The 15,613-nt window shown below is 57.6% G+C and carries 12 protein-coding genes; 3 read left to right on the forward strand and 9 right to left on the reverse strand.

Translation table 11 applies throughout. The annotated features are described in order from the left end of the window. Positions 1 to 3: 3 nt before the first annotated feature. Together ATO10_RS01440 and lpdA are read left to right on the forward strand one after the other, a co-directional pair. Complete coding sequence (locus tag ATO10_RS01440) at positions 4 to 585, forward strand: DUF924 family protein (RefSeq protein WP_035247056.1); 582 nt, start codon at positions 4 to 6, stop codon at positions 583 to 585. Between the two features lie 125 nt (positions 586 to 710). Continuing rightward, the gene (gene lpdA, locus ATO10_RS01445) at positions 711 to 2,105 is read left to right on the forward strand and encodes a dihydrolipoyl dehydrogenase (protein ID WP_035248256.1); all 1,395 of its coding nucleotides are present in this window, start codon (positions 711 to 713) and stop codon (positions 2,103 to 2,105) included. 83 nt (positions 2,106 to 2,188) lie between these two features. Here lpdA and ATO10_RS01450 read toward each other — a convergent pair whose 3' ends face one another. Further along, positions 2,189 to 5,128, reverse strand: coding sequence for a calcium-binding protein (locus ATO10_RS01450; RefSeq protein WP_035247059.1), 2,940 nt, complete (start codon positions 5,126 to 5,128; stop codon positions 2,189 to 2,191). A 209-nt stretch (positions 5,129 to 5,337) separates the two neighbouring features. On the opposite strand from ATO10_RS01450, the gene uvrA reads away from it, so the two are divergent. Then, on the forward strand, positions 5,338 to 8,196 hold the full coding sequence (uvrA, locus tag ATO10_RS01455) for an excinuclease ABC subunit UvrA (RefSeq protein ID WP_035247063.1): 2,859 nt from the start codon (positions 5,338 to 5,340) through the stop codon (positions 8,194 to 8,196). 23 nt (positions 8,197 to 8,219) lie between these two features. Here uvrA and ATO10_RS01460 read toward each other — a convergent pair whose 3' ends face one another. From ATO10_RS01460 to ATO10_RS01495, 8 genes are all read right to left on the reverse strand, one after another. Further along, complete coding sequence (locus ATO10_RS01460) at positions 8,220 to 8,423, reverse strand: YgaP family membrane protein (protein WP_035247066.1); 204 nt, start codon at positions 8,421 to 8,423, stop codon at positions 8,220 to 8,222. A gap of 99 nt (positions 8,424 to 8,522) precedes the next feature. After that, positions 8,523 to 9,176: a Crp/Fnr family transcriptional regulator gene (locus ATO10_RS01465; RefSeq protein WP_035247069.1), complete on the reverse strand. Its 654-nt coding sequence runs from the start codon at positions 9,174 to 9,176 to the stop codon at positions 8,523 to 8,525. Continuing rightward, positions 9,173 to 10,045, reverse strand: coding sequence for a 3-hydroxyisobutyrate dehydrogenase (gene mmsB, locus ATO10_RS01470; RefSeq protein WP_035247072.1), 873 nt, complete (start codon positions 10,043 to 10,045; stop codon positions 9,173 to 9,175). Before mmsB ends, ATO10_RS01465 begins: the two co-directional genes overlap by 4 nt. Further along, a complete protein-coding gene (locus ATO10_RS01475) occupies positions 10,042 to 11,091 on the reverse strand; it encodes an enoyl-CoA hydratase/isomerase family protein (protein ID WP_035247075.1) in 1,050 nt (349 codons plus the stop codon). Before ATO10_RS01475 ends, mmsB begins: the two co-directional genes overlap by 4 nt. Further along, positions 11,091 to 12,236, reverse strand: coding sequence for an acyl-CoA dehydrogenase family protein (locus tag ATO10_RS01480; protein ID WP_035247077.1), 1,146 nt, complete (start codon positions 12,234 to 12,236; stop codon positions 11,091 to 11,093). Before ATO10_RS01480 ends, ATO10_RS01475 begins: the two co-directional genes overlap by 1 nt. A 104-nt stretch (positions 12,237 to 12,340) precedes the next feature. Continuing rightward, complete coding sequence (locus ATO10_RS01485; RefSeq protein WP_035247080.1) at positions 12,341 to 13,471, reverse strand: carboxylate-amine ligase; 1,131 nt, start codon at positions 13,469 to 13,471, stop codon at positions 12,341 to 12,343. A gap of 70 nt (positions 13,472 to 13,541) precedes the next feature. Further along, the gene (locus ATO10_RS01490; RefSeq protein ID WP_035247083.1) at positions 13,542 to 13,961 is read right to left on the reverse strand and encodes a hypothetical protein; all 420 of its coding nucleotides are present in this window, start codon (positions 13,959 to 13,961) and stop codon (positions 13,542 to 13,544) included. Between the two features lie 67 nt (positions 13,962 to 14,028). Then, positions 14,029 to 15,528, reverse strand: coding sequence for a CoA-acylating methylmalonate-semialdehyde dehydrogenase (locus tag ATO10_RS01495; RefSeq protein ID WP_035247086.1), 1,500 nt, complete (start codon positions 15,526 to 15,528; stop codon positions 14,029 to 14,031). Positions 15,529 to 15,613 lie beyond the last annotated feature (85 nt).

A 15,613-nucleotide genomic window follows, 5' to 3' on the forward strand; every position in this document is an offset into this window, starting at 1 on the left:
AAGATGAGCGTTATAGACGAAGTCATCGAATTCTGGCTGTCAGAGGTGGGCCCAAAGGGCTGGTACATAAGCACCGAAGCCTTGGATCAAAAAATCCGCGACACATACATGGACCTGTGGACACAGGCCCTGAATGGTGGCCTTCACGAGTGGACGTCGGATCCGCGTGGGGCGTTGGCTTATCTGCTGGTGACGGATCAATTTCCGCGGAATATGTTTCGCGAAGATCCGCGGGCGTTCGCGACGGACCCGCGTGCGCGGGCGGTGGCCAAACATGCTGTCGACGTCGGGTTTGACATGAAGATCGACGAACCCGAAAGGCAGTTCTTTTATCTGCCCCTGATGCATTCTGAATGCCTGACGGATCAGGATCGTTGCGTACGCCTGATTTTGACGCGCATGCCCAAAGAGGGCGCTTCGAACTTGTTGCACGCACGTGCCCATCGCCGCGTGATCCGGCGGTTTGGCCGTTTCCCTTATCGGAACAACGCGTTGGCACGATGCTCTTCAGAAGACGAGAAAAACTTCCTTGAGCAGAGCGGCTATGGTGGAATTGTCGAGGAACTGAAGTCAGAATCTGACTAAATCACCAAATAAATCAACTCCGTGCGCGAAAACTAGCGGTGGGGACTGTGTGGTGTGTTGAGGCTTCTGGAAAAATAGTTTAATGTCAAACTACTTTTTCAGGACCCATGGATCACGAGGATAAAATGGCTGCCAAAAACTATGACCTGATTGTTATCGGAGCAGGGCCGGGTGGCTATGTTGCTGCGATCCGCGGGGCCCAGCTTGGTCAGAAAGTGGCTATCGTTGAGCGCGAGCATCTGGGCGGGATTTGCCTGAACTGGGGCTGTATCCCAACGAAAGCGCTGTTGCGTAGTTCCGAAGTGTTCCACTTGATGCATCGCGCCAAAGAGTTTGGCCTGAAAGCAGATAAGATCGGCTATGATCTGGAGGCCGTCGTAAAGCGCTCGCGCGCGGTTGCGGGCCAGCTGTCGGGCGGCATCGGTCACCTGATGAAGAAAAACAAGATTGATGTGGTCATGGGGGAAGCGACGCTTCCGGCCAAGGGTAAGGTTTCGGTCAAAACCGACAAAGGCACCCAAGAGCTGACCGCCAAGAACATTGTTCTGGCGACCGGTGCCCGTGCCCGCGAATTACCCGGGCTTGAGGCCGACGGTGATTTGGTCTGGACCTATAAGCACGCGTTGGATCCGGTGCGCATGCCCAAGAAGCTTCTGGTCATCGGTTCGGGTGCTATCGGTATCGAATTTGCAAGCTTTTACAACACGTTGGGTGCCGATACGACGGTGGTCGAGGTGATGGATCGCGTGTTGCCCGTCGAGGACGCCGAGATCAGTGCTTTCGCCAAAAAAGCCTTTGCCAAACAGGGCATGACCATCATGGAAAAAGCCATGGTCAAGCAGCTGGATCGCGGGAAAGGCAAGGTGACCGCGCATATCGAAACTGGCGGTAAAGTCATCAAGGAAGAGTATGACACCGTTATTTCGGCTGTTGGGATTGTGGGCAATGTTGAAGGTCTTGGCCTGGAAGAGCTGGGCGTGAAAATCGACCGTACCCATGTCGTGACCGATGAATTCTGCCGCACCGGCGTCGATGGCCTCTATGCCATTGGCGATATCGCTGGTGCCCCTTGGCTTGCACATAAAGCCAGCCATGAAGGCGTCATGGTGGCCGAGCTGATCGCGGGCAAGCATGCCCATCCGGTCAAACCCGAAAGCATCGCCGGTTGCACCTATTGTCACCCTCAGGTGGCAAGCGTTGGCTATACCGAAGCCAAGGCGAAAGAGCTGGGGTATGACGTCAAAGTAGGCCGCTTCCCGTTCATTGGGAACGGCAAGGCCATTGCACTGGGAGAGCCGGAAGGTCTGGTTAAGACCGTTTTTGATGCGAAAACCGGGGAACTTCTGGGCGCGCACATGGTCGGCGCCGAGGTCACCGAGATGATTCAGGGTTATGTTGTGGGGCGTCAGTTGGAAACAACCGAGGAAGACTTGATGAACACTGTCTTCCCGCACCCAACGCTCAGCGAAATGATGCATGAATCGGTGCTGGACGCGTATGGTCGTGCATTGCACTTCTGATCGACGCGTATGAATGAAAGGCCCCGTGCAGTGCGTGGGGCCTTTAGTTTAGTGATTGAACCATTGTCGCGGTGGCGCGCCGCCTAGGCAAAAATGAACACGTTTTCATCGAATGCGGCGATATCCGCGCTGCCATAGTCGTCCACGCGGATACGTTCATCTCCGTATTCAATGATCAGGTAAGTTTCGGACCCGCCTGCACTGATCGTCAGATCATCCAGCGATGTGACCCCCCAAAGGCTTAGGTCAATCATGTCTTCGGCCACAGAAAAGTCATAGATGCGGTCCTCTTGGCCATCGCCTGAAACAAACCGGAATGTGTCTGCACCCGCCCCGCCGGTGAAATACTCTTTGGTGGCGGCATCGCTGTCGATCAGCAGATCGTTCCCCGACAACCCTTTGATGTTGGTCACGCCGCTGCCGGCGATGATCACATCATCATAGTCGGTGCCCCGAACCCGTTCGACATTGGTGACCGTATCCCCCGCGGCGATGCCGGTGCTGTTGGACGCATCACCCAGATCAATGGTCAGACCAGAAAGCGAGGTGGTGTACCAAAGTTCATCCTTATTGTCGCTGCCACCGTCATAGGCATCCGCGCCGTCCCCAGCAAAGAAATAGTCGCGCCCGGCGCCGCCTTCGACGATGTCATCACCCGCGCCATCAAAGACCGTGTCGCTGCCATCACCCGCTTGTATCAATTGGCCCAGATCGTTGATCGTGTCCCCATCCTGATCGACATAGCTGCTGTCGATGACGTCGTTACCCGAAGTCCCCACAACCACCCCGTCACCAGTTGGCGCATTGGGGTCAAACACGAAGACCGTTTCATCGAAAGAGGCTATATCGGCGGCGGAATAGCCGTTCAGTCGCACGCTTTCCTCTTCGAAGGAGATCAGCAGGTAGGTCCCGTTTGCGCCTTCGGTAAAGGTCAGTTGGCTCAGATCGCCCACGCCCCAAAGGCTCAGGTCCAGCGTGTCTTCGCTGAGGGTGAAGTCAAAGATGCGATCTTCATGGCCATCGCCGGCGATCATTTGGAACGTGTCTGCCCCGTCACCTCCCGTCAGGTAGTTCTTTACCGCACCGTCAACGATGACATCATCGCCAGCTTCAGCGTTGATGATCGCGACACCGGACCCGCCAATTACCACATCATCGAACTCAGACCCGCGTAGGCGTTCAACATTGACGAAACTGTCGCCTCGGGCGATTCCGGTGCCGCTGAAGGGATCGCTCAGGTCAATGGTCAGGCCCTCTGCGGCGGTGGTGTATCGGACTTCGTCCAACAGGCCCACGCCGCCATCATAACTGTCAGCCCCGTCACCCGCATAGAACCGGTCCTTGCCTGCGCCGCCATACACAATATCGCTTCCGGCGCCGTCGTAGATTCTGTCATCACCGTCGTTGCCGAAGATCTCGTCGATGCCATCGGTGCCGTAGAGGGTGTCGTTTTGGGCGGTGCCATTGATGGTTTCACCAGCCTGACCCAATTCGAATTCGATCATGACGACCTCATAGCCATCCAGATTAAACGAGACGGGGGCTGCGCCAGCGTAGCTGCCCTCTTCGGTTAACTGCATGGCTGCGTCTGGTTCCGATTCAGCCGCCCAATTGTAGTCGTCTTGGGTGTCGTTTTTATAGTAGCCGTCAACTGAGTCCGGATCCACGCCGATGGTCGTCACAGTGTAGCTGTCAACGTCTGGGAATAACGCGGCAAAGTCCAGGTCGACCTCTTGCGTGGCGGACTGCAGTGACGACACAAAGATCACCGCCGTATCGCCATCTGTGAAAGCGTGAACATCGAGCGATGTGTTCGTAACGCCGGTATCCATCGCCTGCATCCCAAGCGTCTTGTTTTCGAGCAGGGTGAAGAAATCTCCGATGAAGTTCACATCCCCGTTATTTGCGTTGGTGGACGTTGCGTGGAATTGCATTGGCCAATAGATCAAGCTGTCGGCCCCGTGCGTCAGATATTGGGTGAACATTTCTAGATTCAGGGGGATGCTACGCAAACCGGTGTAGTTGTGGGAGTCCACCCCTTCTTCGAGTTTGAAATGTGCCCCCCATTCAGTGACATACAGGTCTAACTCTTTGCCTGCTTTGGTTTCCCAGTCATCCAACGGTTCAAAGACTTGGTCCATTGCGCGGTCAATATTGTCGTACGTGTGAGCACGTTCTTCGTGGTCGGGATCGCCTACGAATTTGTCTTCCGTGAAGTAGAAATGCGCAGTGACGCCGTCGACCGCGGCCAGCTCTTCTGCGCTAAATTCGTACAGAATGCTGTCGTTATACTGCGCCAGCTTTTCTTCGGTCCAATGGTCTGTTGCCTCTGGGCTAAACGTGATCAACTGAACAATAATGTCGGGTTCTTCCACGGAGGGATCAATTTGGTTCTCCGCGTTGTATTCATCGATGGCTTCTTGGATGATCGGCGCCGCCCAGCTTGCCACATCACCATATTCATAGCCTGACAAAGTGTTCGATGAATCGCCATCGGGGTCGCGGGGGACTGCTGGAAACTCGTTACCCAGTTCGAAAGCGGCCACCCCGACGTCGCCCATCATTGCCATCGTATCTTTGACAAAGGCCTTCAGGGTTTCTTCCATGTCTTCATTGGGCTTAGCATAGCCATTTTCGTTCAGATAGAAGAGCTCGGAGATGGGAATAACAATGACCGGCTGGATGTTTAGATCGACGCAGAAACTGGTGAATTCTGTCAGGCCGATAAACTCTTTCGTGACACCATCTTCATTGACCCAGGTGATGTTGTCATAGTTCACCAGATCAAAATGCCGCTCTGTTTCGACCCCGCCGGGATAGCGGATCGTCGTAAGGTTCAGCGCGTCATCGTTGATACTTATGATGTTGCCGTGCTCGTCCGTTTCAACACCCATCAGCTCGTAGACGGAATTCACGAAGTTATAGTCGAATTCCTGATAGTCTGCGGTGGCATTAATACCAAAATGCTCTTCGGTAATTTCCGAGCCCTCAACTTGGGCGGCGTTTAGGGTAATGGACGTCATTTGGGAATCCTAAATAAATGGTTAATGCCTTTTCTTAGCATTGCTTCCAGTGATCGCCTATAGCGGGATTTAATACCCGCAAAAGCGCGCCTTAGGAGAGTGGCGTGAACTGTCAGCAACATGCTTTTTGTTCGCGGATTGTTCCTGTTTTTTTGTTGGAGTTTCGGCCGTGCTCAACTATCTATTAAGAATTGGTGTGAGGGTAGACGATGGCCGAGCTGAAACAGATCGAAGTACGCGGTGCGCGTGAGCATAACCTAAAGGGCATCGACGTGGATATTCCGCGCGATGAACTGGTGGTGATCACGGGGCTGTCGGGCTCGGGGAAGTCGAGCCTGGCGTTTGATACGATCTATGCCGAAGGGCAGCGGCGCTATGTCGAAAGCCTCAGCGCCTATGCGCGGCAGTTTTTGGACATGATGGAAAAGCCGGATGTGGATCATATCGCAGGGTTGTCGCCCGCGATTTCGATTGAACAAAAGACCACATCGAAGAACCCGCGCTCGACCGTCGGCACCGTCACCGAGATTTACGACTATCTGCGGCTGTTGTTTGCCCGTGTCGGCACGCCTTACAGCCCTGCCACCGGCGAGCCGATCGAAGCCCAGCAGGTGCAGGATATGGTTGATCGCATCATGACGATGGAGGAGGGGACCCGCGCCTATTTGCTGGCCCCCATCGTGCGCGACCGCAAAGGTGAATACCGCAAGGAAATGCTGGAACTGCGTAAGCAGGGCTTTCAGCGGGTCAAGGTCGATGGTGAATTCCACGATCTGGATACCCCGCCCGAGTTGGACAAGAAATTTCGCCATGACATTGACGTCGTGGTCGACCGGATCGTCGTGCGCGAGGGTTTGGAAACCCGTCTGGCCGACAGCCTGCGCACAGCGCTGGATCTGGCAGATGGCATTGCCATTTTGGAAACAGCACCCAAAGAGGGCGACCCGGAACGCACCACGTTTTCCGAGAATTTTGCCTGCCCTGTCAGTGGCTTCACCATCCCCGAGATCGAACCGCGCCTGTTTTCCTTCAACGCGCCTTTTGGCGCCTGCCCCGAATGTGACGGGCTGGGCAAAGAGCTGTTCTTTGACGAACGGCTGGTTGTACCTGACCCGCAGTTGCAGATTGCCGATGGCGCTTTGGCGCCGTGGCGCAAGGGCAAGTCGCCCTATTTCCTGCAAACCATCGAGGCGCTCGCCAAGCACTACGAGTTTGACAAAACCACCCCGTGGCGCGATCTGGCACCGCATGTGAAGCAGGTGTTTCTTTATGGCTCGGGCGACGAGGAAATCCGGTTCCGCTATGACGAAGGCGGGCGCGTATACGAGGTCACCCGCGTGTTCGAAGGCGTGATCCCGAACATGGAACGCCGCTACCGCGAGACAGACAGCAACTGGATACGCGAAGAGTTCGAACGCTATCAGAATAATCGCCCTTGCGGCGCCTGTGATGGCTATCGTCTGCGCGACGAAGCGCTGGCCGTAAAAATAGCCGGGCTGCATGTGGGTCAGGTGGTGCAGATGTCGATCCGCGAGGCCTATGCGTGGTGTGAAACCGTGCCCGCCAGCCTGACCGCGCAGAAGAACGAAATCGCCCGTGCCATCCTGAAAGAAATCCGCGAGCGGCTGGGATTTCTGAACAACGTCGGGCTGGAATACCTGTCTCTGTCGCGCTCATCCGGTACGTTGTCGGGCGGAGAAAGCCAGCGCATCCGGCTGGCCAGCCAGATCGGCTCGGGCCTGACGGGGGTTTTGTATGTGCTGGACGAGCCGTCGATTGGCCTGCATCAACGCGACAATGGCCGCTTGCTGACCACGCTGAAAAACCTGCGCGATCAGGGCAATACCGTGATCGTCGTGGAACACGACGAAGAAGCGATCCGCGAGGCCGATTACGTCTTTGATATTGGCCCGGGTGCGGGTGTGCATGGCGGTCAGGTCGTGTCGCACGGCACGCCTCAGGTGGTCGCATCAGACGCCGCCTCGCTGACCGGGCAGTACCTGTCGGGTAAACGCGAGATCACGGTGCCCAAGACCCGCCGCAAGGGCAATGGCAAGAAGATCCGGGTCAAGAAAGCGTCGGGCAATAACCTGCAAAACATTACGGTCGATTTCCCGCTGGGCAAGTTTGTGTGCGTCACCGGCGTGTCGGGCGGCGGCAAGTCGACCCTGACAATTGAAACACTGTTCAAAACGGCCTCTATGCGGCTCAATGGGGCGCGTCAGACCCCAGCGCCTTGTGAGGGGATCGAGGGCCTGGAGCATCTGGATAAGGTGATCGACATCGACCAGCGCCCGATTGGGCGCACGCCGCGCTCTAACCCTGCGACCTATACTGGTGCTTTCACCCCGATCCGCGACTGGTTTGCCGGTCTGCCCGAGGCCAAGACGCGCGGCTATAAGCCGGGGCGTTTCAGCTTTAATGTCAAAGGTGGCCGGTGCGAGGCCTGTCAGGGTGACGGCGTCATCAAGATCGAAATGCATTTCCTGCCAGACGTTTACGTGACCTGCGAGACCTGCAACGGCGCGCGCTATAACCGCGAAACGTTGGAAGTGAAGTTCAAAGGCAAGTCCATCGCCGATGTGCTGGACATGACGGTGGAGGACGCCAAAGAGTTCTTTAAAGCTGTGCCGAGTATCCGTGACAAGATGGAGGCGCTTTCCCGCGTGGGTCTTGATTATATCAAGGTCGGCCAGCAGGCGACGACCCTGTCGGGTGGCGAAGCACAGCGGGTGAAACTGTCAAAAGAACTGTCCAAACGCGCGACGGGCCGGACGCTGTATATTCTGGACGAACCCACCACCGGGCTGCATTTCGAAGACGTCAAAAAGCTGCTCGAAGTGCTGCATGAACTGGTCGATCAGGGTAATACGGTGGTGGTGATCGAACACAATCTGGACGTGGTTAAAACGGCGGACCATATCATCGACATCGGCCCCGAGGGCGGCGATGGCGGTGGCAAGGTGGTGGCCAAGGGTACGCCAGAAAAGGTGGCGACGGTTCCGGAAAGCCATACCGGACGCTATCTGGCCGATATGCTGGGTATCGCCCGCAAAGCAGCGGAGTAGGGCCGGGTTCACCGGCCCTCCGGTTACTCCTGCTTGAGTTTGCAGGTGCTGATCCCAAAGATCGTGTAAAGCGCGCAGCTGGACATCAGGCCAGTGACAAGCGGCACGATACCGATCAGATAGAGCCAGCTATAGCTGCCGCTGGTCATGAAGAACCCTGCAATCAGGGCAAGGCCCACGATGATGCGCAGGGCGCGGTCGGTGCTGCCGACATTCTTTTTGAACATGAGAATCTCCTTATTCAAACGCCTCCGGGTTGGGGCGTATGGGCCGAGTCTAGGGCTTTGGAGGTACAGTGTCGGTGACTAGGTCACCAAACACGGGATTTAGTGATCAGACGCGCCGATTTGTGCCAATCGGTCCGGGTTCAACAGGGTAATGCAGCCGCGATCCAGCTGTACCAGCCCGCGTTTGGCCATTTGATCCAACCGGCGCGAGACCACCTCGCGCGCACTGCCGATCTGCACCGCCAGTTCGGCATGTGTCATATGTAATTGCCCGCCCTTGGCGCCTTTCAAAAGGGCTGCGGCCAAGCGGCTTTCAACCTTTTGGAAGGCGACCCTTTCCAGCAACGTCATCATGCCTTGCATGCGTTCAGCAAAGGCTTCGAAAACGAAATGGCGAAACGGTTGGGAGGCATTCATCAGTGTCAGGAAGGTGTCGCGCGGGATCAGGACCAGCTGACAGTCGGTGGCGGTGAGCGCCTCGCCGCTGTATTCGGTGCCGCCCAGCAGGCCCAGTGTCGACTGCACACAGCTTTCGCCCGGCTCGACCGCATAAAGCAGAATGTCGCGTCCGGTTGAGCCGGTCAGAAACACCTCGACCCGGCCCTGTAAGACCACCACAAAACCGCGCGCAGCCTCGCCCGGGCAAAACAGCGTCTGACCTTTGGGCACGGTTGCGACAGGCAGTGCCTCAAGGCTGGCGCGGCTTTGCGCGTCCAGATCTTCCAGTCCCGGCGCTGTTGTGACCCAGCTCAATCGCGCCCTCGTTTTTCAAACCGGGGCAGCATGGCGCTGAAATCCATGCCTTGGCCGTTTTCGGCCTCGACAAAGGTTTCATAGAGCTGCGATGCGAGTTGCCCCATGGGCGTGTCGGCATCCGCACTGCCCGCAGCTTGCTGCGACAAGCGCAGGTCTTTCAGCATCAGTTCGGCGGCGAAACCGGGCTGATAGCCATTGTCGGCGGGCGACTCTGGGCCGACACCGGGGGCGGGGCAATAGGCGTTCATGCTCCAGCTATACCCCGAAGAGGTCGACACCACATCAAACATTTTGCCGCGGTCCAGTCCCAGCTTGTCAGCCAGTGCAAAGGCTTCGCATGTGGCGATCATGGTAACGCCAAGGATCATGTTGTTGCAGATCTTGGCGGCCTGACCCGCGCCCGCGTCGCCGCAATGGACCGATTTTTGGCCCATGATGTCAAAGAGCGGTTTGATGGTCGCAAAAGCGTCAGCGCCGCCACCAACCATAAACGTCAGCGTGCCCCCCGAAGCGCCGCCAACCCCGCCGGACACGGGCGCATCCAGCGCGCCCAATCCGGCCAGAGCGGCCTGATCGGCCACCGCGCGGGCGCTGTCGACATCGACGGTTGAACAGTCACACAACACCGCGTTTGCCTGCATGGCCGGGATCACTTCGGCGGCGACCGATCGCAAGATCGCGCCGTTGGGCAGCATGGTGATGACCACGTCGACCCCAGAAGCGGCCGACGCAGCACTATCGGCTTTCGTCACACCAGTGGGCATCGGTGCCGTCAGATCGAATCCGGAGACATCATGACCCGCCGCCGCAAGATTGGCGGCCATCGGTCCGCCCATGTTGCCCAAGCCGATAAAACCGATCTTCATGCTGCTTCCTCCGTCAAATTCAGTTCATCTTTGCCCAAAGGCAGCATTAGCCGGGTCACATCTGCGCCCGAGACCGCCTCCAGCCCGCTATGTCGCCAGTTCGGCGCGTTGTCCTTGTCGATGATCTTGGCCCGGATGCCCTCGAGCAAATCGGACTGTTCCGCCGCGCGGTAGGTAAAGCGGTATTCCTCGGCCAGAGCGGCCTGAATAGAGCCTTTGCCGCGTTGCCGGTGGACCAGTTCCACTGCGCAGGCCATGGCCAGCGGGCTGTTACGGGACAGGGATTTCAGCGTTTTTGCTGCAAATTCAGAGTCTTCTGCCTGAAGCGAGCGCGCAATGTCACCCAAAGTTTGCCCGGCGAAATGGGCGTCGATTTGCGGCTGTAGAGCCTGCAACGTGCCGTCGGGTGGGGTGGTCGCGGCACGTTCCACGGCGGTTGCGTCGCCATTAGATACAAGATCATCAATCAATGCGGGCCATGCGTCTTGCGGGATGAACTGATCCGCGAACCCGGCATAGATCGCATCCGCAGGCCCCATGCGCGCAGCGGTGGTGCCCAGATATTCGCCCAGCCGCCCCGGTGCCAAGGCAAGGATCAGCGAACCACCCACATCGGGGACCAACCCTATCCCCACCTCGGGCATGGCGATCTGGCTGGTTTCGCCCACCACCCGGTGCGAGCCATGGCAGCCCAATCCGACACCGCCGCCCATGGTAAAGCCCTGCATCAGGCTGATCACGGGCTTGGGGTAGGTGAAAATCTTGGCGTTCATCCGGTATTCGTCGGCCCAAAATTTCCGCCCGTATTCAAAGTCTTGCGCCATGCCGGTTTCATAGATCACACCAATGTCGCCGCCGGCGCAGAAGGCACGCTCACCCTCGGCATCCATCAGCACCACGGCGACGTCAGGATCGGTGCGCCAGCTGTCCAGCGCGGCTTCGACGTCCAAACACATCTCATAGCTGAGCGCGTTCAGCGCCTTGGTGCGGGTCAGGGTGATGCGCCCGGCGCGGCCCTCTTTGCGGATATGAATGTCGTCGCTCATCAGCCTCGGTCTTTCAGCAATTGGCGCGCCACGATCAGGCGCATGATTTCGTTGGTGCCTTCAAGGATTTGATGCACGCGCAGATCACGCACGATCTTTTCGATCCCGTAATCGGCCAGATAGCCATAACCGCCGTGCAGTTGCAGACAGCCATTGGCCACGTCAAAGGCGGCATCGGTGACCATCAGTTTGGCCATGGCGCAGAACTTGGTGGCATCGTGCGCGCCGCTGTCCAGTTTCCACGCGGCCTGACGCAGAAAGGTCCGGGCGGCTTGCAGGCGGGTTTCATACTCGGCCAGTCGGAATTGCAGCGCTTGGAACTGGTCAATGCTGCGGCCAAAGGCCTGCCGTTCACCCATGTAGGTCAGCGTGGCGTTCAAAGCAGCCTGCGCCCCACCAAGGGCCGAGGCAGAGATGTTCAATCGGCCGCCGTCCAACCCCGCCATGGCGTAGACAAAGCCCTGACCTTCGTCGCCCAGCAATGCATCATGGGGCAGGGGGCATGCGTCAAACTGAACCTGACAGGTCGGCTGCGCTTTCCAGCCCATTTTATGTTCCTGCGCGCCAAAGCTCAGGCCGTCGGTGCCATCTTCGACGATCAGCGCCGATATCCCGCTGGCACCGTCCGCGCCCGTGCGGCACATCACGATATAGGCATCAGAATAAGACCCACCCGAAATGAACGCCTTGGTGCCTGTCAGGGTATAGCCAGCGTCGGTTTTCACTGCCTTGCTGCGCAACGCTGCAGCGTCCGAGCCCGCGCCGGGTTCGGTCAGGCAGTAAGAGAACACCTTGTCCATCGTACACAGCTGCGGCAGGTATGTGGATTTCAGATCGTCAGAGCCAAACTTGTCGATCATGCCACCGCACATGTTGTGGATCGACAGAAACGCGCTGACCGAGGGGCAGGACATTGCCAAAGCTTCGAACACAAGGGTGGCGTCCAGCCGAGATAGGCCCGAACCTCCGTATTCTTCCGAAACATAGACTCCGCCCAGACCCAGCTGCGCGGCCTGGCCCCATAGGTCGCGCGGAATAGTGCCCTCTGCCTCCCAAGCCTGAGCATGCGGGGCGATAGCCTCGGCACCAAAGGCCTGTGCCATGTCAAAAATTGCGGTCTGTTCCTCGCTCAGCGCGAAATCCATGCTGGCCCTCCCTTTGCCTGCATATATTCGGATGAAGGATTGCAACTGCGCGCGGTAAGGGCAAGGCGATGCTGTGCTAAATCGTTTTGCGCAATTGCAGGGTGTTAAAGGTCTTCGGCGAACTCGTCGATCAAAAGGCGCACAACGGCACGCAGCGCGTCTTTGTGCTCTGCACCGTTTTGCAAGGCCTGTTCGAAAACGGTACGTTGGCGGTCTGCGCTGGTGCCATCTTCGATGATACGTATGGCGCGATGCAATTCGTCTTGGCATTTCAAGGCTTTGGCATCTTGCGCGACCAGTTCGAACAGCTCGTCCAGCAATTGCTTCATCGGCTTGATCTGACCCTCACCCAGATCAATCAGGCCCTCGGAAATGCCATATCGTTGCGCGCGCCAGCGGTTTTCGGCGATCAGGAACGGGTCATACAGGCGCCATTGTTGATTGCGTTGCGCCAGACGGTGCAGCATCCGGGTGATGCACTGGGTCAGTGCCGCCAGCGCAAGCGCGTCTTCCAGACGCGGGCTGACATCGCAAATCCGCGATTCAATCGTTGGAAACCGCGCAGAAGGGCGCAGGTCCCACCAGATTTTCGAACTGTCCTCGATCAGTTCCAGATCAATCAGGGTTTGAACCATGTTCTGATAGTGATCCCAACTGGCCGGGCGCGGTGGCAGGCCGGTGCGGGGCAGGTTGTCAAACACCGTTAGGCGATAGGAGTTCAGTCCTGTATCAATCCCGCCCCAAAACGGCGAAGAGGTAGACAGGGCCAACAGATGCGGCAGGAAATAAGTCAGCTGCTTCATCAGGTCGATGCGGGCGGATTTATCCTCGATCCCGATGTGCACATGCATGCCGCAGATCAGCATACGTCTTGCCACGCCGGCCAAGGCTTTGGACAGCTCGTTATAGCGCTGCTTGTCGGTGTGGTGCTGTTCTTTCCAGTCGGCGAACGGGTGGCACGAGGCCGCGATGGGCGCCAGCCCATAGTCTTTGGCAATGCGTTTGACGGTGCGGCGCAAATGGGCAAGGTCTTCGCGCGCTTCGGAGACTGTCTGGCAGACCTGAGTGCCCACCTCGATCTGGCACTGCAGGAATTCGGGGCTGAACTGGCCTTCCAGCTCTTTCTGGCAGCGCTCCATCAGATCAGCAGGCGCCATAGCCAGTGCGCAACTGTCCTGATCGACCAGAAGGTACTCTTCTTCGATCCCAATGGTGAAGGCAGGCGTTTGGGCCAAGAACTTATCCCCCGTTTGTCCTGATTTCAGCAGGAAAAGCGCGGTGTTACAAGGTGTAGCTGGCTGTGGATCAGGCCATTTGCTCTAGCAGAGCGCTGAAGCTTCGTTCTGATTGGCCAAGCAAAGACAGCGCTTCGGCCTCGTCCTGGGTCACAACGGTGACCATACCAGCCACATCCTGCCATGACCGTTTGGCCAAATGGGCAACCCTGAGGGCGATATCAGTGGTGGCGTGATAGATCATCAAAGTTTCTACCGGGCCTTGCGCCAAAACATCGGCCTTTTGCGCCTGCACCTGCATCAGTTTGACGTAGTCTTCGTCATAGCCGGTCAGGTGGGTCAGATCGACCAGTTGCTTTTGTCCGGGCTGGCAATCGGGGTGCTGCGCATAGGCGGCAAAGGCCTCGGATGTTTCGTCAATCTGCGCCACGCCGTCGTAACGGACATAGACCAATCCTCGGCGCGGGAAGATACGAAAACTCACTGGCATGGGGCTTTACACCATGAAAAAAGGGCGCCTGCAAGATGCGGGCGCCCTAAGTGGGGGAGGTGTGGGATTAGTCCATGGCTTTGAAGTTAAATTCGCCGCCTTCTTTGATGCCCGAGTACCACCGCGAAGTGACGGTTTTGGTCTTGGTGTAGAAACGGAACGCATCCGGGCCGTACTGGTTCAGATCGCCAAAGGCCGATTTCTTCCAGCCACCAAAGGTGTGGTAGGACAGAGGAACTGGGATCGGGAAGTTTACACCGACCATGCCCACGTTAACGCGGTGGCAGAAGTCACGCGCGGTGTCGCCATCGGCGGTATAGATCGCGGTGCCATTGCCATAGTCATTGTCGATGATCAGGTTCAGCGCATCTTCATAGTTGTCCGTGCGCACCTGTGTCAGAACCGGGCCAAAGATCTCTTGTTTATAGATTTCCATGTCCGGGGAGACGTTGTCGAACAGGCTTGGGCCACAGAAGAAGCCGTTTTCATAGCCTTGCAGCTCAAACCCGCGACCGTCGATCAGCAGGTCCGCGCCTTGATCGACACCCGACTGGATCAGGTTTTCGATCCGCGTTTTCGACGCGGCGGTGATCACCGGGCCATAGTCCACGTCAGCACCGGCGGTATAGGGGCCGACTTTCAGTTTTTCGATGCGCGGAACCAGCTTATCGATCAAACGGTCAGCGGTTTCGGCGCCCACGGGCACCGCAACCGAAATCGCCATGCAGCGTTCGCCCGCAGCGCCATACCCGGCCCCAACCAGCGCATCGGCGGCTTTGTCCATATCTGCGTCGGGCATGATGATCATGTGGTTCTTGGCACCACCGAAACACTGGGCGCGTTTGCCATTGGTGGCGGCGCGGCCATAGATGTATTGGGCAATCGGGGTAGAGCCGACAAAGCCAACAGCGGCGATGGTGTCGTTATCCAGGATCGCGTCTACGGCTTCTTTGTCGCCATTGACGATCTGCAGGACGCCATCAGGCAGGCCGGCCTCTTTCAGCAGTTCCGCCAGGAACATCGCGGTCGAGGGGCAGCGCTCGGATGGTTTCAGGATCATCGCATTGCCGCAAACCAGAGCAGGGGCCATTTTCCACAGCGGGATCATGGCCGGGAAGTTGAACGGTGTGATGCCCGCAACAACGCCCAGCGGCTGGCGCATGGAGTAAAGGTCAATGCCCGGGCCACCATTGTCTGTGTATTCGCCCTTGAGCAAGTGCGGCGCGCCCATGCAAACCTCGACCACTTCCAGACCGCGCTGCACATCGCCTTTGGCGTCAGGCAAGGTCTTGCCATGTTCGCGGCTGACCAGCTCGGCCAGTTTGTCCATGTTTTCATTGATCAAAGCGCCGAATTTCATCATCACCCGTGCGCGTCGCTGAGGGTTCGTGGCACCCCAGCCTTTTTGGGCTTCGGCAGCCGCAGCGATCGCCGCGTCCATTTCATCTTTGGTTGCCAGCGCGACCTGAGCCTGGATCTCACCGGTGGCCGGGTTGTAGACATCGGTGCTACGGCCCGAAGTGCCCTCAGACGGGGCGCCGTTCAGGAAATGACCAATCTGCTGCATGTTATTTCTCCATAACTTGAGTTGGCGCAAGAATAGTCTTGCAAAAAACACCTGAAAAGAGACACTTCAACAAAAGCATTTTGCA

The organism is Actibacterium atlanticum, from assembly GCF_000671395.1.
Classification (GTDB): Bacteria; Pseudomonadota; Alphaproteobacteria; order Rhodobacterales; family Rhodobacteraceae; genus Actibacterium_D; species Actibacterium_D atlanticum.